The sequence below is a fragment of the Streptomyces sp. URMC 124 genome (genome assembly GCF_051386455.1).
In the GTDB taxonomy this organism is placed as follows: Bacteria; Actinomycetota; Actinomycetes; order Streptomycetales; family Streptomycetaceae; genus Streptomyces.
On record NZ_JBPQTS010000058.1, the window covers coordinates 1 to 22,994 of the forward strand.

A 22,994-nucleotide genomic window follows, 5' to 3' on the forward strand; every position below is an offset into this window, starting at 1 on the left:
GCCCCGCCCCTGTTCACCTGGGAATTCGCCGCCGACCCGTACCCCGCGTACGCCTGGCTGCGCGAACACGCCCCGGTGCACCGCACCGCCCTGCCCAGCGGCGTGGAGGCGTGGCTGGTCACCCGGTACGCCGACGCCCGCCAGGCGCTCGCCGACCAGCGCCTGTCGAAGAACCCCGTGCACCACTCCGAGTCCGCCCACGGCAAGGGCAAGGTCGGCATCCCGGGCGAGCGCAGCGCCAACCTGATGACGCACCTGCTCAACATCGACCCGCCGGACCACACCCGGCTGCGCCGCCTCGTCTCGAAGGCGTTCACCCCGCGCCGGGTCGCCGAGTTCGCGCCCCGCGTCCAGGAGCTGACGGACCGGCTCATCGACGGGTTCGCGGACAGGGGGGAGGCCGACCTCATCCACGAGTTCGCGTTCCCGCTCCCCATCTACGCCATCTGCGACATGCTCGGCGTCCCGAGCGAGGACCAGGACGACTTCCGGGACTGGGCGGGGATGATGATCCGCCACGGCGGCGGGCCCCGCGGCGGGGTGGCGCGCTCCGTGAAGAAGATGCGGGGCTATCTCACGGAACTGATCCACCGGAAACGGGAGGATCTCGGTGAAGACCTCATTTCCGGGCTGATCAGGGCGAGTGACCACGGCGAGCACCTCACCGAGGACGAGGCCGCGGCCATGGCCTTCATCCTGCTCTTTGCGGGTTTTGAAACAACTGTGAACCTGATCGGTAACGGAACCTACGCCCTGCTGCGCAATCCGGGGCAGCGCGAGCGCCTCCAGCGCGCCCTCGCCGAGGGCGACGAGGGCCTGCTCGCGACCGGTGTCGAGGAACTGCTGCGCTACGACGGCCCGGTGGAGCTCGCGACCTGGCGGTTCGCCACCCGGGACCTCACGATCGGCGGGCAGCGCATCGCCGAGGGCGACCCCGTCCTCGTCGTCCTCGCGGCCGCCGACCGCGACCCCGAGCGCTTCGCCGAACCCGACACGCTGGACCTCTCCCGTCGCGACAACCAGCACCTCGGCTACGGCCACGGCATCCACTACTGCCTGGGCGCGCCCCTCGCCCGCCTGGAGGGGCAGACGGCCCTGGCGACCCTGCTGCGGCGCCTTCCCGACCTGCGGCTGGGGGCCGATCCGGAGGAGCTGCGGTGGCGCGGCGGCCTCATCATGCGCGGTCTGCGCACGCTCCCGGTGACGTTCACGCCGGAGGGTCCGGTGGCCTCTGCACCGGAGGGCATTCCGGACACAACCACCCAGGGAGGGCCGCCCGCCTGAACGCGCGTCAGCCGACGTGATCTCGGCGTGACCTCCGCTACATCGGCTTGTGACTCGGGTGGGCCGTCGCTATCTTCAACCACCATTCGCCGCCGAACGAGAGGCAACCGCCCATGAGACCCGGAAACGGCCGACATCGCCGCCCCCGTCAGATACCCGCCATCGTGGTCGCCGCGGGGGTGACCGCCTCCGGGATCGCCATGCCGCTGATGGCGGCCACCGGTGCGTCGGCCGCCGACGCAGGCACCTGGGACCGTGTCGCCCAGTGCGCGAGCGACGGCCTGTGGAGTGCCAACTCCGGAAACGGGACCTACGGGGGACTGCAGCTGACCCAGGACCTCTGGGAGCGCCACGGCGGCCGGGAGTACGCCCCCCGGCCCGACCTCGCCAGCCGTGCGCAGCAGATCACCGTCGCCGAGCAGATCCTCGAAAGCAGCGGCTCCGGCCCCTGGTCGAGCTGTGCGGCGAAGGCGGGGCTCACCTCGGGCGGCGCCCCGGCGGAGGTCAACCCGGGCGGCACACACGCCCCCGCGAGCGACTCGACGCCTTCACGCGCCCCGGAGCGCACCACTTCGCACTCCACGCCGTCCGAGCCGTCCGAGCCCTCCGAGCACGGCAAGCCTTCCGACGCGTCCACGTCTCCCTCGCCGTCCGGGAAGCCCTCGCCCGGCTCCTCCACAAGCCCCTCGGCCGACCCCTCCAAGCAGCCTTCGGGGCAGCCCTCGACCGGGCAGCCGTCGCCGGGGCAGTCCTCCGGTCAGCCGTCCGGCAGCCCGTCCGGCAGCCCCTCGTCCGACGCGCCGTCACCGGGCGCCCCGGGCAAGCCGGGCGACGGGAAGTCCGGCGAGCCGCAGGAAGGCCGGCACCGCAAGCCGTCCACGTCCCCGACCGACGACCCGACGCAGATTCCCGGCGGCACGGCCTCGCCCTCGCCCGGCGATTCCGCTTCGCCCGAGGGCCGGACGCCCGACGACGCCGGCGCGGGCACGGGCAAGCACCGGGCGGACCCGTCCCGTTCGGAGGACGAGGGCCGTACGTCCCGGGGCGGCGGCGACGCACGCACCGGCAGCCCCACGCCCACCGACTACACCGTGCGTCCCGGTGACAACCTGTCAGCCATCGCCGAGGAGCATGCGGTCAAGGGAGGTTGGCAGTCTCTGTATCAGCGCAATGAGAAAGCGGTCGGAACCGATCCCGACCTGATCCGTCCTGGTCAGAGGCTCGAGGTCGGTAAATAGACCGGCAGTTCGCGGCGAATGTCCGTTCCAGTCGAAAGTGAGACATGGGTCTCTTTGCCCGGTGGCGGAATGCGGACTTCCCGGACTTGGCAAACCGTCTCTCACCTGCGGAAACGTGATGTTCCCCTGGGTAACCAGGGGCAACTGTGGCTGGAAAGAGGGGTTTGAACCCTTGCCGCGACTGTGTTTACCGTCGTGTCCGCTCGCCACCGCGGGCACCACGGTCGCCACGCCGAATCCTGCCGGCGATCGGGGGAGTCGTCGCGCAAGCGCCGTAGGCAGGAGCGGGGGAACCAAGGTAGGCGCCGGTAACGGCTCCTCGGCCAAGGCCGTGGGTCCGGGACCGGCTAGGGGTGAAGCCGAGTGTGCTCGCACACGAAGCCGGGCGAACTCACAGCCCGAACCCGACAGCTCACCTCGTAGGCGTCGGTGAGGAAACGACTTATGTCCAAGGGCAAGCACCGTCGTCCGTCCAAGGCCGTCCGCATCTTCACGCTCGCCGGTGTCACCGGTGCAGCTGTCGCCGCCCCGCTGATGGTCGCCACCTCCGCCAACGCCGCCTCGGTTTCCACGTGGGACAAGGTCGCCCAGTGCGAGTCCGGTGGCAACTGGGCCATCAACACCGGTAACGGCTACTACGGCGGTCTGCAGTTCTCGCAGTCCTCCTGGAACGCCGCCGGCGGCCAGAAGTACGCCGACCGCGCCGACCACGCCACCAAGGGCCAGCAGATCGCCGTGGCCGAGCGGCTGCTCGCCATGCAGGGCCCGGGCGCCTGGGGCTGCGCGGTGCCGGGTCTGAGCTCCGGTGGCGCCAAGGCCGACGTCGACACCTCGGGCGGCTCCTCCACCAAGTCCTCCCGCGCCGGCGGCACCGTCTCGGGCAAGTCCCACGCGGACCGCAGCGAGCGCCAGGCCGCGCCCAAGAAGGCCGCGCCGAAGCGCACCGCCCCGCAGACCGTCGAGCGCGACGAGGCCCCGGCCGCCAAGCCGGCCGCGCCGAAGCAGCACTCCGCCCCGCAGTCCTACAAGGTCGGCGACGGCGAGTACGAGGTCAAGGAGGGCGACACCCTCTCCAAGATCGCCGACGCCAAGAACGTCAAGGGCGGCTGGCAGAAGCTGTACGACCGCAACAAGGACATCGTCCAGGACGCGGACGTGATCTACGTCGGCCAGAAGCTGCACCTCAGCTGATCCGGCAGGGGCGGTCCACCGCGGTGGACCGCCCCTCTCCGCTCCCGGCGGGACCGCCCCGCTCCGATGCGCTGCCCCGAGCGTGCACCGGAGCGGGGCTCAGCCGTTTCCGGACCCGGCCTGCTTCCCCGTTCAGCGAAAAAATCCGCCGTTCATACGGTGTTCTGGGCTTTTGTGCTGTTTTTTAGGCTTTTCCGGCCCGGGAACGCGGTCCAACGGCGAGGCGAGCCTCCGGGGCCCGTTAGGCTCGTGCTGCAGAACCACAGACACACACGAAGGAGACCCTCGTGCCGTCCATCGACGTCGTCGTAGCTCGCGAGATCCTCGACTCGCGAGGCAACCCCACGGTCGAGGTCGAGGTCGGCCTCGACGACGGCTCCACGGGCCGTGCCGCCGTGCCGTCCGGCGCCTCCACCGGTGCCTTCGAGGCCATCGAGCTCCGCGACGGTGACAAGAACCGTTACATGGGCAAGGGCGTCGAGAAGGCCGTCCTGGCCGTCATCGAGCAGATCGGCCCGGAGCTCGTCGGCTACGACGCCACCGAGCAGCGCCTGATCGACCAGGCCATGTTCGACCTGGACGCCACCGACAACAAGGGCTCGCTCGGCGCCAACGCCATCCTGGGCGTCTCCCTCGCCGTCGCGCACGCCGCCTCCGAGGCGTCCGACCTGCCGCTCTTCCGCTACCTGGGCGGCCCGAACGCGCACCTGCTGCCCGTTCCGATGATGAACATCCTGAACGGCGGCTCGCACGCCGACTCCAACGTGGACATCCAGGAGTTCATGATCGCGCCGATCGGCGCGGAGTCCTTCTCCGAGGCCCTGCGCTGGGGCACCGAGGTCTACCACACCCTCAAGTCGGTCCTGAAGGCCAAGGGCCTGTCCACCGGCCTGGGCGACGAGGGCGGCTTCGCCCCGAACCTCGGCTCCAACCGCGAGGCCCTGGACCTCATCCTCGAGGCCATCAAGCAGGCCGGCTACACCCCCGGCCAGGACATCGCGCTCGCGCTCGACGTCGCCGCCTCCGAGTTCTACAAGGACGGCGTCTACAAGTTCGAGGGCCAGGACCGCACGGCCGCCGAGATGACCGACTACTACGCCGAGCTCGTCGCGGCGTACCCGCTGGTCTCCATCGAGGACCCGCTGTTCGAGGACGACTGGGACGGCTGGAAGACCATCACCGACAAGCTCGGCGACAAGGTCCAGCTCGTCGGTGACGACCTGTTCGTCACCAACCCCGAGCGCCTCGGCCGCGGCATCGAGGAGGGCGCCGCCAACGCCCTGCTCGTCAAGGTCAACCAGATCGGCTCGCTGACCGAGACCCTGGACGCCGTCGAGCTGGCCCAGCGCAACGGCTTCAAGTGCATGATGTCGCACCGCTCCGGCGAGACCGAGGACGTCACCATCGCCGACCTGGCCGTCGCCACCAACTGCGGCCAGATCAAGACCGGCGCCCCGGCCCGCTCCGAGCGCGTCGCCAAGTACAACCAGCTCCTGCGCATCGAGGAGATCCTGGACGACGCCGCGGTCTACGCCGGCCGCAGCGCCTTCCCGCGCTTCAAGGGCTGACACGCGCAGCGGGGGGCTGACGCCCCGCAGGCCTGACACGGCCTCAGGGGAGCAGCCTCACCACGTCCCCGGCCACGGTCCCGTACCGTGGCCGGGGACGTACGTTCGTAGCGAGGCTGCGGGCGACCAGGACCTCGGGGAGGCGACGTGGCGGCGGAACGCTCCACCGCGACCAGGCTCAGGGCACTCGGCTCGGTGCTCGTCCAGGGCCCCACGGCCCGCGTCTACCGCGCGCGCGGCCCGCGCCGCAGCCGGCTCACCGGCCGCGCGGCGCTGCTGGCGCTCGTCGTGTGCTCGCTGGTCGTCGCCCTCGCCTACCCCATGCGCCAGTGGGTCACCCAGCGCTCCGACATCGCCGACCAGCGCCGCCAGTCCGAGCGCGCGCGCGAGCAGGTGAAGCGGCTGGAGGACGAGAAGGCGCGGCTGGAGGACCCGGCGTACGTCGAGCAGCAGGCGCGCGAGCACCTGCACTACCTGCGCCCCGGAGAGACGGGCTTCAGCGTGGTCGACGGCAGCGGCACCGCCCGGCGCCCGCGCGACCAGGGCGCCGCCGACCGCCCCTGGTACAGCAACCTGTGGGACGGCGTGGACGCCGCGGACTCCCCGCGCTGACCGCGTCCGCCCGCCCCGTTCCTCTTCTTGACGACCCGCAGACCCGAGGGCCTGCCGACCCGCCGGCCTGCCGACCCGCCGACACCGGCCTTGACCTGACTTCACCTGCCGAGACCACCGAGCGAAGACGACACGAGCGAGCACATGGACACCCCTCCGCCCCAGACCGAGTCCACCGAGCCCACCGCCGACGACATCGAGGCGTTCAAGCAGCAGCTGGGCCGTCCGCCGCGCGGGCTGCGCGCCATCGCGCACCGCTGCCCCTGCGGTCAGCCCGACGTGGTCGAGACCGCGCCGCGGCTGCCGGACGGCACGCCGTTCCCGACGACGTACTACCTGACCTGCCCGCGCGCCGCCTCCGCGATCGGCACGCTGGAGGGCTCGGGCCTGATGAAGGAGATGCAGGACCGCCTGGCGACCGACCCGGAGCTGGCCGCCGCCTACCGCGCCGCGCACGAGGACTACCTCCGGCGCCGCGACGCGATCGAGGTCCTGGAGGGCTTCCCGAGCGCGGGCGGCATGCCCGACCGCGTCAAGTGCCTGCACGTGCTCGTGGGTCACTCGCTCGTGGCCGGCCCGGGGGTGAACCCGTTCGGTGACGAGGCGCTGGCGCTGCTGCCGGAGTGGTGGGCCAAGGGCCCGTGCGTCACGCCCTGCGGGGGTGACGAGAAGTGACCCGCGTCGCCGCCGTGGACTGCGGCACCAACTCCATCCGGCTCCTCGTCGCCGATCTCGACCCGGCGACCGGGGCGTTCACCGAGCTCGACCGCCGGATGACGATCGTCCGCCTGGGCCAGGGCGTGGACCGCACGGGCCGGCTGGCGGAGGAGGCCCTGGAGCGGACCTTCGCGGCCTGCCGGGAGTTCGCGGAGGTCATCCGCGAGCTGAAGGCCGAGCGCGTGCGGTTCGTCGCCACCTCCGCCTCGCGGGACGCCGAGAACCGCGAGGACTTCGTGCGCGGCGTGGTGGACATCCTGGGCGTGGAGCCCGAGGTGATCAGCGGTGACCAGGAGGCCGAGTTCTCCTTCACCGGTGCCACCAAGGAGCTCTCCGGCCGCGACGATCTGGCCCGGCCGTTCCTCGTCGTGGACATCGGCGGCGGCTCCACGGAATTCGTCGTCGGCGACGACCACGTCCGGGCGGCGCGCAGCGTCGACGTCGGCTGCGTGCGCATGACGGAGCGCCACCTCGTCGCGGAGGGCGCCGTGGTGGACCCGCCGACCCCCGAGCGCATCGCGGCGATACGCGCGGACGTCGAGGCCGCGCTGGACCTGGCCGAGGAGACCGTGCCGCTCGGCGAGGCCCGCACCCTCGTCGGCCTGGCGGGCTCGGTGACCACGGTCGCCGCGGTCGCGCTGGGTCTGACCGAGTACGACTGGACGCGCATCCACCACGCGCGGATCTCCCTGGAGCAGGTCCGGGAGATCACCGGCAAGCTGCTCGCCGCGACGCACGAGCAGCGCGCGGCGATCCCCGTGATCCACCCGGGCCGGGTCGACGTGATCTGCGCCGGAGCGCTCGTCCTGCAGGCCGTCATGGAGCGCGTGGGGGCCCACGAGGTCGTCGTCAGCGAACACGACATTCTGGACGGAATCGCCTGGAGCGTCGCCTGAGAAGGCGTCCCGGGGAGGCCCCTTCGGGGGTCTCCCGGGAAAAGTTCGTGAAATCCTTCACATGAAAAAAGGGAGCGTTGGCGGCGCGAAGGGGCCCGTTGGGCCCTTCCGGGGCCTCCGCAGGCCTCTGCGGCGGGATGCCGTCCGGTTTCGGCCGGGTTAAAGGGGCGCTTATGCGCGTGCCTGCGAGGCAGTGGTCTAGTCAACTCAAGACCCGCAAGGCCAGTTCAACAGGGGTTCACAACGCGCCCGGCCCTCCACTGGTTCCCTTACGGGCGTATGGCATGGGTCACGTGGGCGGCGGAGTGTAGCAGATACCCCCTGCCCCCTTGTGAAGGGGCTCACGAGCATGCCCGTGGAGAGTGCTGGATACTCGAATCATGAGCACCACGGAGCGTCCACGGATCCTCGTAGTAGGCGGTGGGTACGTCGGCCTGTACGCGGCGCGCCGCATCCTCAAGAAGATGCGGTACGGCGAGGCGACCGTCACGGTCGTCGACCCGCGCTCGTACATGACCTACCAGCCCTTCCTGCCCGAAGCAGCTGCCGGCAGCATCTCCCCCCGCCACGTCGTGGTGCCGCTGCGACGCGTGCTCCCCAAGGCGGAGGTCCTCACCGGCCGCGTCACCACCATCGACCAGGACCGCAAGGTCGCCACCGTCGCGCCGCTCGTCGGCGAGGCGTACGAGCTGCCCTTCGACTACCTGATCGTCACGCTCGGCGCCGTCTCCCGTACCTTCCCGATCCCCGGCCTCGCCGAGAACGGCATCGGCATGAAGGGCGTCGAGGAGGCCATCGGCCTGCGCAACCATGTCCTGGAGCAGCTGGACAAGGCCGACTCCACGACCGACGAGGAGATCCGCCGCAAGGCGCTGACCTTCGTCTTCATCGGCGGTGGCTTCGCGGGTGCGGAGACCATCGGCGAGGTCGAGGACATGGCGCGCGACGCCGCCAAGTACTACCCCAACGTCAAGCGCGAGGACATGCGGTTCGTCCTCGTCGACGCCGCCGACAAGATCCTCCCCGAGGTCGGCCCCAAGCTCGGCGCGTACGGCAAGGCCCACCTGGAGAGCCGCGGCATCGAGATCCACCTCTCGACGTCGATGGACTCCTGCGTCGACGGCCACGTCGTGCTGAAGAACGGCCTCGAGGTCGACTCCAACACCATCGTGTGGACCGCGGGCGTCAAGCCCAACCCGGCGCTGGCCCGCTTCGGCCTGCCGCTCGGCCCGCGCGGTCACGTCGACACCCTGCCGACCCTCCAGGTCAACGGCACCGACTACATCTGGGCCGCGGGCGACAACGCCCAGGTTCCGGACCTCGTCGGCCGCGCCGCGGGCAACGAGAACGCCTGGTGCCCGCCGAACGCCCAGCACGCGCTGCGCCAGGCCAAGGTCCTCGGTGACAACGTCATCTCGGCGATGCGGGGCTTCTCGGCCGCGCAGACCGAGTACAAGCACGCCAACAAGGGTGCGGTGGCGGGCCTCGGCCTCCACAAGGGCGTCGCGATGATCGTCATGGGCAAGATGAAGATCAAGCTCAAGGGCCGTCTCGCCTGGTACATGCACCGCGGCTACCACGGTCTGGCCATGCCGACCTGGAACCGGAAGATCCGCGTCTTCGCGGACTGGACCCTCGGCATGTTCCTCAAGCGCGAGGTCGTCTCCCTGCGCGCCATGGAGAACCCCCGCGAGGAGTTCTACGAGGCCGCGAAGCCGGCCCCGCAGCCGAAGGCCGACTCCGTCCCGTCGGAGAAGGCGAAGGCCTCCTAGCAGCGGCCGCGGCTCGGCCGCGGTCAACCCGTCGGCAACGGCGTCCACCAATCCGTGGGGTGGACGCCGTTTGTCGTATGTCCGGCCACCCACAGTCGATCTAATCTGACTGAACGGGACTACCGTGCCGACTCTTGGTGTTTAGGTGTCAGTTGAACGTTTCTCCTGACCTTGCATCATGGAGGTGTGTGCGACATGGCCGACGCCGCTCGACGGCTCACCGCGCTCGCGGAAGAGGTCCTGGGAGCCCCGCTCCCGGTCCGGATCCGCGCCTGGGACCGCAGCGAGTACGGCCCTCCGGGCACTTCCGGTGCCCCCGTCCTGGTCATCCGCCGCCGCGCCCTGCGCCGACTGCTGTGGAAGCCCGGCGAGCTGGGTCTCGCCCGGGCCTGGGTCTCGGGCGACATCGACGTCGAGGGCGATCTCTACGAGGCGCTCGAGCTCCTGGCCGGCTCCCTCTGGGAGCGCGGCGAGGAAACCCGCCGCTCCGGCCTCGCCGCCCTCCTCACGGCCGTGCGCGACCCGCGCCTGCGCGCCGCCGGCGGTGAGCTCGTCAAACTGGCCGGCCCCGGGCTGCCGCCCCGGCCGCCCCGCGAGGAGGCCCGCAGGACGAGCGGCCCCCTGCACACCCTGCGCCGCGACAAGCAGTCCATCAGCCACCACTACGACGTCGGCAACGCCTTCTACGAGCGCGTCCTCGGCCCCTCCATGGTCTACTCCTGCGCGTACTGGGGGAGCGACGGGGACGGCGCCTCCACCCTGGAGGAGGCCCAGCGCGCCAAGCTCGACCTCGTCTGCCGCAAGCTCGCCCTCGAGCCCGGGCAGCGCCTCCTCGACGTCGGCTGCGGCTGGGGCTCGATGGTGCTGCACGCGGCCCGCGAGTACGGGGTGAGCGCCGTCGGCATCACCCTCTCCGAGGAACAGGCCGCCTACGCCCGCAAGCGCGTCGCCGAGGCCGGTCTGACGGAGCGCGTCGAGATCCGGGTCCAGGACTACCGCGAGATCTCCGACGGCCCCTTCGACGCGATCTCCTCCATCGGCATGGCCGAGCACGTCGGCTCGGCGCGCTACGCCGAGTACGCCGCCGACGTCCACGCCCTCCTCAAGCCCGGCGGCCGGCTGCTCAACCACCAGATCGCCCGCCGCCCCCTCAAGGACGAGGAGGCGTACGAGGTCGACGAGTTCATCGACCGCTACGTCTTCCCCGACGGCGAGCTCGCCCCCGTGGGGCGGACCGTCGCGCAGCTGGAGGAGGCCGGGTTCGAGGTGCGCGACGTGGAGTCGCTGCGCGAGCACTACGCCCTGACGCTGCGCCAGTGGGTGGCCAACCTGCAGAAGCACTGGACGGAGGCCGTGGACCTCACCTCGCCCGGCCGCGCCCGGGTCTGGCGGCTGTACATGGCCGCCTCGGCGCTGTCCTTCGAACGCAACCGGATCGGCGTCAACCAGGTGCTGGCCGTCCGCACACCCGGGACGGGCGAGGCCGGCATGCCGCTGCGGACCCGCGACTGGCGCTGAAGACGCCACTGAGCGCTCCACTGACACGCCGCTGAACACGCCGCAGGGCCCGGTCCGTACGGACCGGGCCCTACGCATCTACGGGCATCTGCGGGGGTGCTGTTACTCCGCCTTGATGGCGGACAGCATGTTCAGCTTCGCCGCCCGGCGGGCCGGCCACAGCGCGGCCAGCACGCCGACCACCGCGGCCAGCAGCAGGAACAGGCCCATCCGGCCCCACGGGAGCACGAGTTCGTAGGTGTTGATGCCCTTCTTGATGAGGTCGCCCGCGGCCCAGCCGAAGAAGACGCCCAGGGCGATGCCCATCACGCCGCCGAAGAGCGAGATCACCAGCGACTCCAGGCGGACCATCCGCTTGATGCCCTTGCGGTCCAGGCCGATGGCGCGCAGCATGCCGATCTCCTGCTGGCGCTCGAAGACGCTCATCGCCAGGGTGTTGATGACGCCGAGGACGGCGACGATCACGGCCATGGCCAGCAGGCCGTAGAGCATGTTCAGCAGGAGGTTGATCATCTTCGAGATGCCGTCGGAGATGTCCTGCTTGGTCTGGATCTGGATGGCGGGGTTGTCGCCGAGGGCCTTGCGCAGCGAGTCCTTGACGGCCTCTCCGGCGCCGTTCTTGGTCTTGACCATGACCTGGTGGTCGTTGATCTCGCTCAGGTGCGGGGTCAGGGTCCCGTTGTCGACCATGATGCCGCGCAGCAGGTCGTTGCCCTTGTAGACGCCGGCGACCGTCAGGCGGCCCTTCTTGCCGTCCTCGAAGGTCACGTCGAAGGACGAGCCGGTCTTCCAGTGGTTGATGCGGGACAGGGCGTCGTCGATGACGACCTTGTCACCGGAGACGGTGAACGAGCCCGAGGTGAAGTCCAGCTTCGTCAGCTGTCCGACGGCCTTGCCGTTGACGCCCCGGAGCAGCTGGTGCTCGTCGCCGTCGACGCGGGCCGGGGACTGGCGCATGGGGCTGGTGGCCGTGACGTCGGGGTGCGCGGCGAGCTTCTTCTCCACGTCCGGGGAGAGCGGGGTCATGCTCGCCATGGAGACGACGTAGTCGGCCTTGAGGGACTCCGTGGCCATCTTGTCGATGGCCTTCTGGACGCTGCCCGCGATCACGGTCAGACCGGTGATCAGGGTGAGGCCGATCATCAGCGCGGAGGCGGTCGCGGCGGTGCGGCGCGGGTTGCGCACGGCGTTCTGCCGGGCGAGCTTGCCGGGCATGCCGAACAGGCGCAGGACGGGGGCACCGGCGGCGATCACCGGGCGGGACAGCAGCGGGGTCAGGACGAAGATGCCGATCAGGACGACGGCCGCGCCCAGGCCCAGCACGGTGGAGCTGCTCGCCGTCAGCACGACGGCCGCGCCGAGGGCGGTGAGGGCACCGCCGATGCTGTTGCGGACGACCAGGGACTTCGTGGTGGCCACGGCGTGGATGCTGTTCATCGCGGCGACCGGCGGGATCTTCGCGGCGCGGCGGCCGGGCAGCCAGGCGGCCAGCATGGTGACGACGATGCCGACGGCCATCGAGACCAGGACCGTGCTCGGGGCGATCACCAGCGGGCCGTCGGGGATGCCGGCGCCCGTCTTGCTGATCAGCGCGCGCAGCCCGGCGCCGATGCCGATGCCCGCGAGCAGTCCGGCGAGGCCGGCGACCGTGCCGACGACGAACGCCTCGATCAGCACGGAGCGGGTGATCTGGCGGCGGCTCGCGCCGACCGCGCGCATCAGGGCCAGCTCCTTGGTGCGCTGGGCGACCAGCATGGTGAAGGTGTTGGCGATGATGAAGACGCCCACGAAGAGCGAGATGCCGGCGAAGACCAGGAGGCTGGTCCGCATGCCGTCCATGCCCTGGGCGATGATCTCGGCCTCGTCGTCGGCCAGCTTCTTGCCCGTGACGGACTCGGCGTCCTTCGGCAGGATCTTGTCGATGGAGGACTTCAGGGCCGTCTGCGAGGTGCCGGCGGCGGCCTTCACGTCGATCTGGCTGAACTCGCCGGGCTTTCCGTAGAGCTTCTGCGCGGTCGGGGTGTCGAACAGGGCCAGGCTGCCACCGGCGGCGACGGCGCCGTCGTCCGTGGTGAAGATGCCGGCGAGGCGCTGGCCGAGCACGGGGCCGTCGACGGAGATCCGGACGGTGTCGCCGACCTTGTAGCCGGCGCGCTCGGCGGTCTTGGCGTCGAGGGCGATCTCACCGGCGCCCTGCGGCGCGCGGCCGTCCTTCATGGGGTAGCGGGCGTCCTTGCCGCCGGTGCCCGGGTAGTAGTTGGCGCCGGAGGAGGAGAAGCCCTCGCCTATCAGCTTGCCGTGCTTGTCGGCGATCGCCGCGAAGCCGCTCACGGAACCGGTCGCGGAGGCGGCGCCGGGCACCTTGGCGGCCCGGTCCAGCAGGTCCTGGCCGAGCCGGGAGACCTCGCCGGGCTTGCCGTCGTCGCCCTTGCGGTGGGGCTGGATGGCGACGTCGACCCTGTCGTAGCCCTTCTGGGAGCTCTTCTGGTACGCGTCGGAGATGGTCGAGGTGAAGACCAGGGTGCCGGAGACGAAGGCCACGCCGAGCATCACGGCGAGTACGGTCATCAGCAGCCGGGCCTTGTGCGCGAGGACGTTGCGCAAGGCGGTACGGAACATGGTCTGTGTGTGTCCTGGGGGAGTGGGCCCGTGCCGGGCCGTCGTCGGGAGGCTGGGGGACGGCGGAGCCGTTCCTCAGCTCGTGCGGCCCTTGGCGTCGAAGCGCTTCATGCGGTCGAGGACCGCGTCCGCGGTGGGCTCGCGCATCTCGTCGACGATGCGGCCGTCGGCGAGGAAGACCACGCGGTCGGCGTAGGACGCGGCCACGGGGTCGTGGGTGACCATGACGACGGTCTGGCCGAGCTCGCGCACCGAGTTGCGCAGGAAGCCCAGGACCTCGGCGCCGGAGCGCGAGTCGAGGTTTCCGGTGGGCTCGTCCGCGAACATGATCTCCGGCTTGCCGGCCAGGGCGCGGGCGACGGCCACGCGCTGCTGCTGACCGCCGGAGAGCTGGTTGGGACGGTGCTTGAGGCGTCCGGAGAGGCCGACGGTGTCGACGACCATGTCCAGCCACGTGCGGTCGGGCTTCCGGCCGGCGATGTCCATCGGCAGGGTGATGTTCTCCAGCGCGTTCAGCGTGGGGAGCAGGTTGAACGCCTGGAAGATGAAGCCGATCTTGTCGCGCCGCAGCCGGGTGAGCTTCTTGTCGCCCAGCGTGGTCAGCTCGGTGTCGCCGATCGCCGCCGAGCCACCGGAGACCGTGTCCAGGCCCGCCATGCAGTGCATCAGCGTGGACTTGCCGGAGCCCGAGGGGCCCATGATCGCCGTGAACTCGGCCTGGCGGAACTCGACGGAGACCGCGTCCAGGGCGACCACCTGGGTCTCGCCGTGGCCGTAGACCTTGGTGAGGCCCGTGGCGCGGGCTGCCACTGCCGTGGGGCGGGCGGCGGTCTGGACGCCGTAGGGGGAGGTGGTCACGGGGCGGGCTCCTGTCGGGACGACGGCTTCTGGTACCCCTCCATCGTCCGTGCCGGGCGGCCCGCCGGGATCAGACCCAGCTCCCGTTCCCGGGGCAGACCTCGGTCTGATCCGGGAGGGTGCTTCTCCTCCTTGGGTATGACGCCGGGCACCGCCCCGCGGGGCGCCTGCCGGGGCGGTGGCCCGGGCGGCGAGATTGCGACAATTCCGCAGGCCGTCCGGGGTCGCCCGGTGAACGGGCGGTATCGGCCCGTGGCATGTGCCTTTGGCGTCGTTCCTGCACTGATGCACCCTCAGTTGCCAATAAAATAAGACAACCTCGGGTCATCGTTCCGCTGTTTGGGGGGCGCTCCCCGGCTAGGCTCGTCCTGCTCTCCTCTTACCAGGGAGGCTCGCGCGCCTTTCCCTGCCTGTACGCCCGAGAGCGCTGCCCGGATGGTGGAATGCAGACACGGCGAGCTTAAACCTCGCTGGCCCTTCGGGCCGTGCCGGTTCAAGTCCGGCTCCGGGCACTCAGCTGCTCAGTGTCCCCCACTCTCCGTAGGGAACCGAGTGCCACCGGTTTGCGTTGTCCCCCTAGTGGTAGGGGGAGTGCACCCGGAAAAGATCCTTCCCAAGCACGAGCGCATTCTTTTGCCTACCTATTACTCTTGGTCGCAAGGCCGCGCAGGGTGGCCATGGATGGAGTGAGGATGAGGAGCAGCAACCCGGTCTTCTCGCGGCGGTTCCGCGGCAACAACGGCTACGCGGGTTTCAACGCGGCGCCGCAGGCCGGGACCGCGGCCCAGGGCAACCCCTACGCGAACAATCCGTACGCGCAGCAGCCCGCGAACCCGTACGCCACCAACCCTTACGCCCAGGGCGGCCCGGATCTCCAGCAGGGGTATCCGCAGGCCCCCGCCACCACGGGCCGCATGACGATGGACGACGTCGTCATGCGCACCGGCATGACGCTCGGCACGGTCATCCTGGCCGCGGCGGTCGGCTGGGGGCTGAACGTCCCGGTCGCCCTCGGCTACGGCGCCGGCCTCGTGGCGATGCTTCTGGGCTTCGCCCAGTCGATCTTCCTGCGCAAGCCGGTCCCCGCGGTGATCCTCGCGTACGCCGCGTTCGAGGGCCTCTTCCTCGGCGTGGTCAGCAAGGCCTTCAACCACTACGCGCAGGGCGCCCCGGTCCAGGCCGTGCTCGGCACGATGCTCGTCTCGGTCGGCGTGCTCATCGCGTACAAGACCCGTCTGATCCGGGTCAACCGGCGCTTCACCCGCTTCGTGACGGCCGCCGTGATCGGCTTCGTCCTGCTGATGATGGTGAACATGCTGTTCGCCGTCTTCGGCGGCGGTGACGGCCTCGGTCTGCGCACGGGCTGGCTGGGCGTCGGCGTGGGCGTCATCGGCGTGCTGATCGGCGCGGCCGTCCTCGCGCTCGACTTCAAGCAGGTCGAGGACGGCATCCAGTACGGCGCGCCGCGCGAGGAGTCGTGGTTCTCGGCCTTCGGCCTCACGGTCTCGCTGGTGTGGATCTACATCCAGATGCTGCAGCTGATCGGCATCCTCAACGAGGACTAGCGCGGTCTTCGGCGAAGGGCCCGGGAAGATCTTCCCGGGCCCTTCGCCGTATGCGCCTTCAGGCCTGAACGCGGCGGGCGAACGGGGGCGCCGCCCGCCGCTTGCGGTGTGCGCCGCTACAGAAGCTTCCGGGCGGCCCGCCGGAGGTCGTACTCGTGGACGATCGCCTTGGCGTGGCCATATGCGAGGTCGTGCTCTCCGCGGAGCCAGCTGACCTTCTCCTCGAAGCGGAAGAGAGAGGGGCCTTCCTCGACCGTGCGCAGCCAGTCGGCCACTTCGCGGCCGGTGCAATGGGGGATTCGGGAGAGCAGGTTCCGGTGGGTCTCGTCGGAGAAGACGTGGGACATCGGCGCCTCCGGACGCGTCGAATGATGGTCCTTCATGTCACCGTGCCCGAGTGTGCAGACGTTGGCAACACTCCGGCAACGGCGCATAGGCTCGCGCTGTGGATGATGTGACGTCTCTTCTGGCCGCCGTGGACGCTTTCGCCGACCGGCTGCGGGCCCTGCCGCAGTCCCGTCTGAGCAGGGGAGCGGCCGCGGAAGCGCTGTCCCTCGCGCGGGAACTGGCGGCGTGGGCGCAGCGGATCGAGGAACCCGGCACCGCCGTGCCGAGGGAAATGCCCGAGGCGGGAATGTTCGCCGTCGCGGACCAAGTGGCGGTGGCCGGTCACGACTTGGCCGAGGCGCTCGCCGCGGACGGCGGCGGCCGCGCCCCCGAGGGCGCGGGCGCGGCGGAGGCGGTGGCCCTGATCGAGGCCGCGGCGAAGCGGTGCGGTTTGTAGCGGTGCGTACGGATCCGGGTGGGTTCGGCGCCGCGGGGCCGGCGTCACGCCGTCACAGCGACGCGATCACCCGGTCCGCGAGTACGTAGACCTTCTCCGTGCCGCAGCCGAACGTCAGGGCGTACGCCCCGGAGACGCCGGAGCCGCCCAGCAGGACGGGTGCGTCGCCGGCGCGCAGGGCGTCCGCGAGGCGCTCGGCGGTCTCGCGGTGCCCGGGGGTCATGCAGACCGTGGTGCCGTCGGCGAAGACGTAGACGTCGAGCGTGCCGAGCGGGCCCGGGCGCACGTCGGTCAGCGGGACGCGGGCGTCCGCGAGCTCGCCGAGCCGCTCCACCGTGCTCTCGTGGTCGCCGGTGGCCGGCGCGGGCGAGAAGTCGGGGTGCGAGGGGTGGCGGCGGCGCGCGGCGGCCAGCTCGGGGGAGTCCGCGGCCTCGGCCTCGGCGGCGGCAGCCTCGGAGAACTCCGCGAACTCGGCAAACTCGGCCAACTCGGCGAGCTCCGTCAGTTCCGTGAGCTCGGCCAGCGGCTCCAGCCCGACGAGGTCGGCCTGGCGGGGCAGGTAGAGGCCGCCGTAGGGGCCCTCGGCGAGGTCGTCGCCGAGGCCGGGCAGGCCCAGCAGCGAGGGGGCGTCCCCGGCTCCGCCGAGCTCGCGGGCTTCCTGGGCGGCCCAGAACGCACGGGCTTCGGCGAGCTCGCGCTCGCGCTCCTCGGCGAGGGCGTCGGCGACGGCCGCCCGTATCTCCGCGAGTTCCGCGGCGGGGGCGGGGCGGGCGGCGGGCACGGTGGGGTGCGTACGGCGCTCGGCCGTGGCGGCCGCGAGGTCGGCGCGCAGGGCGGTGATCTGGCGGCGCAGGCCGCGAGTGGCGTGCAGGGCGGCGGCGCCCGCGGCCGTCGCGGTGGCCGCGGCCAGCAGCAGGGCAAGGGACATGGCGCTCACTGACGTACTCCCGGTTGCTATGGATCCCCCAGATTCCTACCTCAGCTTGAGGCGTCCTCCCAGGAGACCCCAGTGCAAAACGTCATGAAGCGGGCGGGACTTACGTCCCGGACGTTGTTCCTTCAACATCTCTGACCTGCGGAAACGAATCGCCCCCGGGACGTTGGTCACATCCTGGGGGCGATTCGGTCACGGTTGCGCAAGCGGCTCGTGAAGCCGTTCGCCACCGGCGCGGTTGCTCGATCGCGTCAGCTCAGCCGCTCGATGACCATCGCCATGCCCTGGCCGCCGCCGACGCACATCGTCTCCAGGCCGAACTGCTTGTCGTGCCACTGCAGCGAGTTGATGAGCGTGCCGGTGATGCGGGCGCCCGTCATGCCGAAGGGGTGGCCGACGGCGATGGCGCCGCCGTTGACGTTCAGGCGGTCGATGTCGATGCCGAGCGCCTGGTAGGCCGGGATGACCTGCGCGGCGAAGGCCTCGTTGATCTCGACCAGGTCGATGTCGCCGATGCTCATGCCGGCCCGCGCCAGCGCCTGCTTGCTGGCCTCGACCGGGCCGAAGCCCATGATCTCGGGGGAGAGGGCGGAGACACCGGTGGAGACGATCCGGGCCAGCGGGGTCAGGCCCAGCTCGCGCGCCTTGGTGTCGGACATGATCACCAGGGCGGCGGCGCCGTCGTTGAGCGGGCAGCAGTTGCCCGGGGTGACCAGGCCGTCCGCGCGGAACGACGGCTTCAGGCCCGCGACGCCCTCCATGGTCACGCCCGCGCGCGGACCGTCGTCCTTGCTGACGACCGTGCCGTCGGGGGTGGTGACCGGGGTGATCTCGCGCTCCCAGAAGCCGGCCTTGATGGCCTCCTCGGCGAGGTTCTGCGAGCGGACGCCGAACTCGTCCATCTCCTCGCGGGAGATGCCCTTCAGGCGGGCGAGGTTCTCCGCGGTCTGGCCCATCGCGATGTACGCGTCGGGCACGAGGCCGTCCTCGCGCGGGTCGTGCCACTCTTCCCCGCCCTGCTCGGCGCGGGCGGCGGTGCGGGCCTCGGCCTCGGCGAAGAAGGGGCTGTGGCTGCCGGGCATGCCGTCCGAGGAGCCGTTGACGGTCCGGGAGACCGTCTCCACGCCCGCGGAGATGAAGACGTCGCCCTCGCCCGCCTTGATGGCGTGCAGGGCCATGCGGGAGGTCTGCAGGGACGAGGAGCAGTAGCGGGTGATCGTGCAGCCGGGGAGGTGGTCCATGCCCATCTGCACGGCCACGATGCGGCCGAGGTTGTGGCCCTGCTCGCCGCCGGGCAGGCCGCAGCCGAGCATCAGGTCGTCGATGTCGCGCGGGTCGAGCCCGGGCACCTTGTCGAGCGCGGCCTTGATGATCGTCGCGGTCAGGTCGTCGGCGCGCATGCCCTTCAGCGAGCCCTTGAAGGCGCGACCGATGGGCGAACGGGCGGTTGAGACGATCACGGCTTCGGGCATCACGGCTCCAGGGCGTGTGAAAGCAGGACTGGGTGGAAGTTACCCGCCCGTAGGGCCCGGGTCACGGCTTGGTCACTGTGACCCCTCGCACTCTTGCCCCGTCCCACGGCCCCGACCGCCCACGGGCACCCTTCCCCCACACGTTCAAGGGTGCCTCGCGCCTTGGAAATTGCGGCGACGCGCGAACGACGGCGGGGCCCGGCGGCCAAGGACGCCCTGCTCGGTCAAGGGGCGCTCGCACCCTTGAATCCGCCGCGACGGCGAGCGACCACGACGCCGGGGTCCGGCGGTGCCGTCCGGGCTCAGGCGCGTACCGCACCGCCGGGCACCGCCGCTCGGGCCCAGCGCCGCTGCGGCGGCGTGCAGGGGACGGGAGCCGCCCTCCGGTGCGCTCGCGGCGGGCTAGCCGCTGCCCCGGGTCGCGCGTGACCACACGTGGTGCGGGGTCGGCTCCGTGTGGGCCGGGAGGCGGCGGCGCTTGCGGTGTTTCAGCAGGGCCCAGCGGCCCCGGGCCGCCGTCACCTCGGTGCCGCCCTCGGCCGCGGCCTCCGCCGCCGCACGGGCGACCGGCAGGATGCCCTCGCGGCGGGCCGCGTCCGGCCGCTCCTCGTCCTCCGGCCACAGCCCCAGCGCCGCGCAGAGCGTCGGCAGGACGGCCATCGCCGCGGTGGCGTACCCCTCGGCGGAGGGGTGGAAGTTGTCGGGGCCGAACAGCTCTCTCGGGTTCGCGGCGAACTCCGGGCCCAGGAGGTCGCCCAGCGACACCGTGCGGCCGCCCGCCTCGATCACCCCTATGGTCTGCGCCGCGGCCAGCTGGCGGCTCTGCCGCCGCGCCACCCACCGCAGCGGCTGGTAGACCGGCTCGATCGTGCCGAGGTCGGGGCAGGTGCCCACCACGACCTCGCTCCCCGCCTCCCGCAGCCGCCGCACCGCGTCGGACAGCAGCCGTACGGACCGCGCGGCCGGCATCCCGTGCGTGACGTCGTTCGCCCCGATCATGATCACGCAGACGTCGGGTGCCCGCTCCACGTCGTCGAGCAGCAGGGTGACCTGCCGGTCCAGGTCGTGCGAGCGCGCCCCGGACAGGGCCACGTTCCGCAGCTCCACGGGCCGCTCGGCGACCGCGGCGAGCCCGGAGGCGAGCAGGGCCCCCGGCGTCTGCCGGGGCCGGTGCACGCCCTGGCCGGCGGCCGTGGAGTCGCCGAGCAGCCCGAGCAGCAGCGGCTCGCGCCCGAGCCGGTGGACGAAGGCCGAGCCGTAGCGGCCGTCCGCGTGCGGCGGGGCGTCGTTCGAGCCGCCGACCACCCGCCTGGCCAGCCGCGCCTCGGTCAGCAGGACCCCGGCCGCCGTGGCTCCGAGCAGGCCGATGCCGCCGCCCCCGTAGGCCGCCGCAGCGGCGATGCGCCGGGCCGCCCTCGCCCTCGACGTGGAGATGGGTGACATGGGCCGGACCTCCTCCGCAGCCGGGTTCCGAGCCGCGTACACGGTTTTACAAACGCTTCATAAAGCATTCATGAACGCCCCGCACCCTTGGCAGAGCGCGCTATGAGCAGGTTGCCCCGAGCGCCCGCATCTGCAACGCGCCGTTGGAGCGGCCGGATGCGTTCTAGGCTGGCCGTATGGGTACGCGAGACCGCTAGTGCCCCCGACCGCGGAGATCACCGTGCAGTATCACGATTCGATGATTGAGCTCGTTGGCAACACCCCGCTCGTGAAGCTCAACAGCGTGACCGAAGGCATCAAGGCCACCGTCCTCGCCAAGGTCGAGTACTTCAACCCGGGCGGCTCCGTGAAGGACCGGATCGCCCTGCGCATGATCGAGGCCGCGGAGAAGTCCGGCGAGCTCAAGCCGGGCGGCACCATTGTCGAGCCGACCTCCGGCAACACGGGTGTCGGTCTGGCGATCGTGGCCCAGCAGAAGGGTTACAAGTGCATCTTCGTCTGCCCGGACAAGGTCTCCACTGACAAGATCAACGTGCTGCGGGCCTACGGTGCGGAGGTCGTCGTCTGCCCGACCGCGGTCGACCCGGAGCACCCGGACTCCTACTACAACGTCTCCGACAAGCTCGTGCGCGAGACGCCCAACGCCTGGAAGCCCGACCAGTACAGCAACCCCAACAACCCCCTCTCGCACTACTACTCCACCGGCCCGGAGCTGTGGGAGCAGACGGAGGGGAAGATCACCCACTTCGTCGCGGGCGTGGGTACGGGCGGCACGATCAGCGGCACCGGGCGTTACCTGAAGGAGGTCAGCGACGGCCGCGTCAAGGTCATCGGCTCGGACCCCGAGGGCTCGGTCTACAGCGGCGGCTCCGGCCGTCCGTACCTGATCGAGGGCGTCGGCGAGGACTTCTGGCCGAGCGCCTACGACGGCACGGTGACCGACGAGATCATCGCGGTCTCCGACAAGGACGCCTTCCAGATGACGCGCCGTCTCGCCAAGGAGGAGGGCCTGCTCGTCGGCGGCTCCTGCGGCATGGCGGTCGTCTCCGCGCTGCGCGCCGCCGAGAACCTCGGCCCGGACGACGTCGTGGTCGTCCTCCTGCCGGACAGCGGCCGCGGCTACCTGAGCAAGATCTTCAACGACGAGTGGATGGCGGACTACGGTTTCCTGGAGGAGGCCGGCGACGCCGCCCGCGTGGGCGACGTGCTGCGCCGCAAGGACGGCGACCTGCCCTCCCTGGTGCACATGCACCCGGAGGAGACGGTCGGCGAGGCCATCGAGGTGCTCCGCGAGTACGGCGTCTCGCAGATGCCCATCGTCAAGCCGGGCGCGGGGCACCCCGATGTGATGGCCGCCGAGGTCATCGGCTCGGTCGTGGAGCGCGAGCTGCTGGACGCCCTGTTCACCCAGCGCGCCTCGCTCTCCGACCCGCTGGAGAAGCACATGTGCGCGCCGCTGCCGCAGGTCGGCTCCGGCGAGCCCGTCGGCGACCTGATGGCCGTGCTGGGCGAGGCCGACGCGGCGATCGTCCTGGTCGAGGGCAAGCCCACCGGTGTGGTGAGCCGTCAGGACCTGCTGGCGTTCCTCGCGGAGAGCGCCGGCAAGCCCAACGGCGCCAAGTAGCACCGCCCTTTACGGAGCGGTGCCCGGGCGCGCTCGCGGCGGTCTTTCGGGCCGCCGCGTGAACGGGGCGCGCACGGGCGGCCCGTAAAAGGTGCGTATGCGTCACGCGCGCGCAGCACGGGCTTAACAACCGTCCGGCATATTGGGGGTGTCGGCCAGGCCCCGTCCCGGCCGGCACCCGAACGGCGGCAGGGAATTCCGGAGCGGCTCCCGGACCCCGCAGCCGTCAGGATGCGGTCCACCGGCCCTGACTCCGGCCCGCGTCTTCGTGGGGGACCGCCGTCGTCCCGACCCCGGCCCAGGCCGGGGTGCGGCGGTCCCTCACGCATCTTGGCGGGCGCGTCCTCCGGGCGCGCCGCCGTTCGCGGCCGTCAGTCCCAGTCGGAGGCGTCGTCCCGCTTGCCGCGTCGCTGCCAGGGGAACAGCCTTGCCGCGTGCACGGCGTTGACGCCCACGATGCCGGCCCAGGCCACCACCAGCCCCGGCAGCGCCGCGTTGACCACGGCTATCGCGGACAGCGGGATCGCCAGCACCAGCGAGACCGCGGCGAAGCCGAAGCGCTCGCCGAAGTTCCCCGGGCCGTGCCCGTCGCCGTTCGGCCGTGCCCCGCGGGCGACGGCCATCTGCATCTCCGCCGACTGCCGGCGCATCCGCCGGTCGATGGCGGCGTCGAGTTTCCGGTCGACCTTTTCCAGGAAGGCGTCCACCAGCTCCGCGTCGTACTCCGGGCCCAGCTCCTTGCGGGTCTCCAGAGTGGCGGCGAGGTCCTTCTTCAGGTCGGGGTCCTTCTTCAGCTCAGGGTCGCGGGCCGTCATGCGTACGACGATACGGTCAGCGGTGCCCCGCGTCGGTGGGGCTAGCACCCGTATCCGCCGTAGGGGCCGCCCCGTGACCGCCGG

General features: G+C 71.3%; 19 protein-coding genes, 1 tRNA gene and 1 riboswitch. Of the genes, 13 read left to right on the top strand and 7 right to left on the bottom strand.

Features of this window, described 5'->3' with window-relative positions:
• The 9 genes from ACSNOG_RS14675 to ACSNOG_RS14715 form a co-directional block, all read left to right on the top strand.
• Window positions 1-1,284 (top strand): cytochrome P450 family protein (locus ACSNOG_RS14675; RefSeq protein ID WP_436753081.1); only part of this gene is annotated, 1,284 nt, incomplete at its 5' end.
• Between the two features lie 113 nt (window positions 1,285-1,397).
• The gene (locus tag ACSNOG_RS14680; protein WP_436753082.1) at window positions 1,398-2,522 is read left to right on the top strand and encodes a transglycosylase family protein; all 1,125 of its coding nucleotides are present in this window, start codon (window positions 1,398-1,400) and stop codon (window positions 2,520-2,522) included.
• 260 nt (window positions 2,523-2,782) lie between these two features.
• Window positions 2,783-2,963: riboswitch (cyclic di-AMP (ydaO/yuaA leader) on the top strand.
• 3 nt (window positions 2,964-2,966) lie between these two features.
• Window positions 2,967-3,713 carry a transglycosylase family protein gene (locus ACSNOG_RS14685; RefSeq protein WP_436753083.1) on the top strand — a complete coding sequence of 249 codons (747 nt, stop codon included), beginning with the start codon at window positions 2,967-2,969 and terminating at the stop codon, window positions 3,711-3,713.
• A gap of 287 nt (window positions 3,714-4,000) precedes the next feature.
• The gene (eno, locus tag ACSNOG_RS14690; protein WP_436753084.1) at window positions 4,001-5,281 is read left to right on the top strand and encodes a phosphopyruvate hydratase; all 1,281 of its coding nucleotides are present in this window, start codon (window positions 4,001-4,003) and stop codon (window positions 5,279-5,281) included.
• A 147-nt stretch (window positions 5,282-5,428) separates the two neighbouring features.
• The gene (locus ACSNOG_RS14695) at window positions 5,429-5,893 is read left to right on the top strand and encodes an FtsB family cell division protein (RefSeq protein WP_436753085.1); all 465 of its coding nucleotides are present in this window, start codon (window positions 5,429-5,431) and stop codon (window positions 5,891-5,893) included.
• A 144-nt stretch (window positions 5,894-6,037) separates the two neighbouring features.
• The gene (locus ACSNOG_RS14700; protein WP_436753086.1) at window positions 6,038-6,568 is read left to right on the top strand and encodes a DUF501 domain-containing protein; all 531 of its coding nucleotides are present in this window, start codon (window positions 6,038-6,040) and stop codon (window positions 6,566-6,568) included.
• A complete protein-coding gene (locus ACSNOG_RS14705) occupies window positions 6,565-7,506 on the top strand; it encodes a Ppx/GppA phosphatase family protein (RefSeq protein ID WP_436753087.1) in 942 nt (313 codons plus the stop codon). Before ACSNOG_RS14700 ends, ACSNOG_RS14705 begins: the two co-directional genes overlap by 4 nt.
• A 380-nt stretch (window positions 7,507-7,886) precedes the next feature.
• A complete protein-coding gene (locus ACSNOG_RS14710; RefSeq protein WP_058046611.1) occupies window positions 7,887-9,278 on the top strand; it encodes an NAD(P)/FAD-dependent oxidoreductase in 1,392 nt (463 codons plus the stop codon).
• Between the two features lie 195 nt (window positions 9,279-9,473).
• A complete protein-coding gene (locus ACSNOG_RS14715) occupies window positions 9,474-10,796 on the top strand; it encodes a class I SAM-dependent methyltransferase (protein ID WP_436753088.1) in 1,323 nt (440 codons plus the stop codon).
• Between the two features lie 102 nt (window positions 10,797-10,898).
• Here ACSNOG_RS14715 and ACSNOG_RS14720 read toward each other — a convergent pair whose 3' ends face one another.
• Complete coding sequence (locus ACSNOG_RS14720) at window positions 10,899-13,415, bottom strand: ABC transporter permease (protein ID WP_436753089.1); 2,517 nt, start codon at window positions 13,413-13,415, stop codon at window positions 10,899-10,901.
• A gap of 75 nt (window positions 13,416-13,490) precedes the next feature.
• On the bottom strand, window positions 13,491-14,273 hold the full coding sequence (locus tag ACSNOG_RS14725; protein ID WP_436753090.1) for an ABC transporter ATP-binding protein: 783 nt from the start codon (window positions 14,271-14,273) through the stop codon (window positions 13,491-13,493).
• A gap of 429 nt (window positions 14,274-14,702) precedes the next feature.
• On the opposite strand from ACSNOG_RS14725, the gene ACSNOG_RS14730 reads away from it, so the two are divergent.
• Window positions 14,703-14,785 (top strand) — tRNA-Leu (locus ACSNOG_RS14730).
• Window positions 14,786-14,965: 180 nt separating this feature from the next.
• Window positions 14,966-15,838, top strand: a complete 873-nt coding sequence (locus ACSNOG_RS14735) for a Bax inhibitor-1/YccA family membrane protein (RefSeq protein WP_436753091.1) — start codon at window positions 14,966-14,968, stop codon at window positions 15,836-15,838.
• Window positions 15,839-15,954: 116 nt separating this feature from the next.
• Here ACSNOG_RS14735 and ACSNOG_RS14740 read toward each other — a convergent pair whose 3' ends face one another.
• Window positions 15,955-16,185: a DUF4287 domain-containing protein gene (locus ACSNOG_RS14740; RefSeq protein ID WP_030365184.1), complete on the bottom strand. Its 231-nt coding sequence runs from the start codon at window positions 16,183-16,185 to the stop codon at window positions 15,955-15,957.
• A 98-nt stretch (window positions 16,186-16,283) separates the two neighbouring features.
• On the opposite strand from ACSNOG_RS14740, the gene ACSNOG_RS14745 reads away from it, so the two are divergent.
• Window positions 16,284-16,622 (top strand): hypothetical protein, encoded by a 339-nt coding sequence (locus ACSNOG_RS14745; RefSeq protein ID WP_436753092.1) that lies wholly within the window; start codon window positions 16,284-16,286, stop codon window positions 16,620-16,622.
• A gap of 52 nt (window positions 16,623-16,674) precedes the next feature.
• Here ACSNOG_RS14745 and ACSNOG_RS14750 read toward each other — a convergent pair whose 3' ends face one another.
• The 3 genes from ACSNOG_RS14750 to ACSNOG_RS14760 form a co-directional block, all read right to left on the bottom strand.
• Window positions 16,675-17,559, bottom strand: coding sequence for a hypothetical protein (locus tag ACSNOG_RS14750; RefSeq protein WP_436753093.1), 885 nt, complete (start codon window positions 17,557-17,559; stop codon window positions 16,675-16,677).
• A gap of 248 nt (window positions 17,560-17,807) precedes the next feature.
• Window positions 17,808-19,028: an acetyl-CoA C-acetyltransferase gene (locus ACSNOG_RS14755; RefSeq protein WP_436753094.1), complete on the bottom strand. Its 1,221-nt coding sequence runs from the start codon at window positions 19,026-19,028 to the stop codon at window positions 17,808-17,810.
• A gap of 402 nt (window positions 19,029-19,430) precedes the next feature.
• On the bottom strand, window positions 19,431-20,471 hold the full coding sequence (locus ACSNOG_RS14760) for an SGNH/GDSL hydrolase family protein (protein WP_436753095.1): 1,041 nt from the start codon (window positions 20,469-20,471) through the stop codon (window positions 19,431-19,433).
• Between the two features lie 220 nt (window positions 20,472-20,691).
• On the opposite strand from ACSNOG_RS14760, the gene ACSNOG_RS14765 reads away from it, so the two are divergent.
• On the top strand, window positions 20,692-22,095 hold the full coding sequence (locus tag ACSNOG_RS14765; protein ID WP_436753096.1) for a cystathionine beta-synthase: 1,404 nt from the start codon (window positions 20,692-20,694) through the stop codon (window positions 22,093-22,095).
• Window positions 22,096-22,466: 371 nt separating this feature from the next.
• On the opposite strand, the gene ACSNOG_RS14770 is transcribed toward ACSNOG_RS14765, so the two are convergent.
• Window positions 22,467-22,910: a hypothetical protein gene (locus tag ACSNOG_RS14770; protein WP_436753097.1), complete on the bottom strand. Its 444-nt coding sequence runs from the start codon at window positions 22,908-22,910 to the stop codon at window positions 22,467-22,469.
• Window positions 22,911-22,994 lie beyond the last annotated feature (84 nt).

Coding starts and splice junctions, on each gene's coding strand:
- ACSNOG_RS14755 (WP_436753094.1), bottom strand. CDS start 19,028: ATGCCCGAAGCCGTGATCGTCTCAACCGCCCGTTCGCCCATCGGTCGC.
- ACSNOG_RS14740 (WP_030365184.1), bottom strand. CDS start 16,185: ATGTCCCACGTCTTCTCCGACGAGACCCACCGGAACCTGCTCTCCCGA.
- ACSNOG_RS14680 (WP_436753082.1), top strand. CDS start 1,398: ATGAGACCCGGAAACGGCCGACATCGCCGCCCCCGTCAGATACCCGCC.
- ACSNOG_RS14710 (WP_058046611.1), top strand. CDS start 7,887: ATGAGCACCACGGAGCGTCCACGGATCCTCGTAGTAGGCGGTGGGTAC.
- ACSNOG_RS14720 (WP_436753089.1), bottom strand. CDS start 13,415: ATGTTCCGTACCGCCTTGCGCAACGTCCTCGCGCACAAGGCCCGGCTG.
- ACSNOG_RS14715 (WP_436753088.1), top strand. CDS start 9,474: ATGGCCGACGCCGCTCGACGGCTCACCGCGCTCGCGGAAGAGGTCCTG.
- ACSNOG_RS14685 (WP_436753083.1), top strand. CDS start 2,967: ATGTCCAAGGGCAAGCACCGTCGTCCGTCCAAGGCCGTCCGCATCTTC.
- ACSNOG_RS14700 (WP_436753086.1), top strand. CDS start 6,038: ATGGACACCCCTCCGCCCCAGACCGAGTCCACCGAGCCCACCGCCGAC.
- ACSNOG_RS14735 (WP_436753091.1), top strand. CDS start 14,966: ATGAGGAGCAGCAACCCGGTCTTCTCGCGGCGGTTCCGCGGCAACAAC.
- ACSNOG_RS14760 (WP_436753095.1), bottom strand. CDS start 20,471: ATGTCACCCATCTCCACGTCGAGGGCGAGGGCGGCCCGGCGCATCGCC.
- ACSNOG_RS14770 (WP_436753097.1), bottom strand. CDS start 22,910: ATGACGGCCCGCGACCCTGAGCTGAAGAAGGACCCCGACCTGAAGAAG.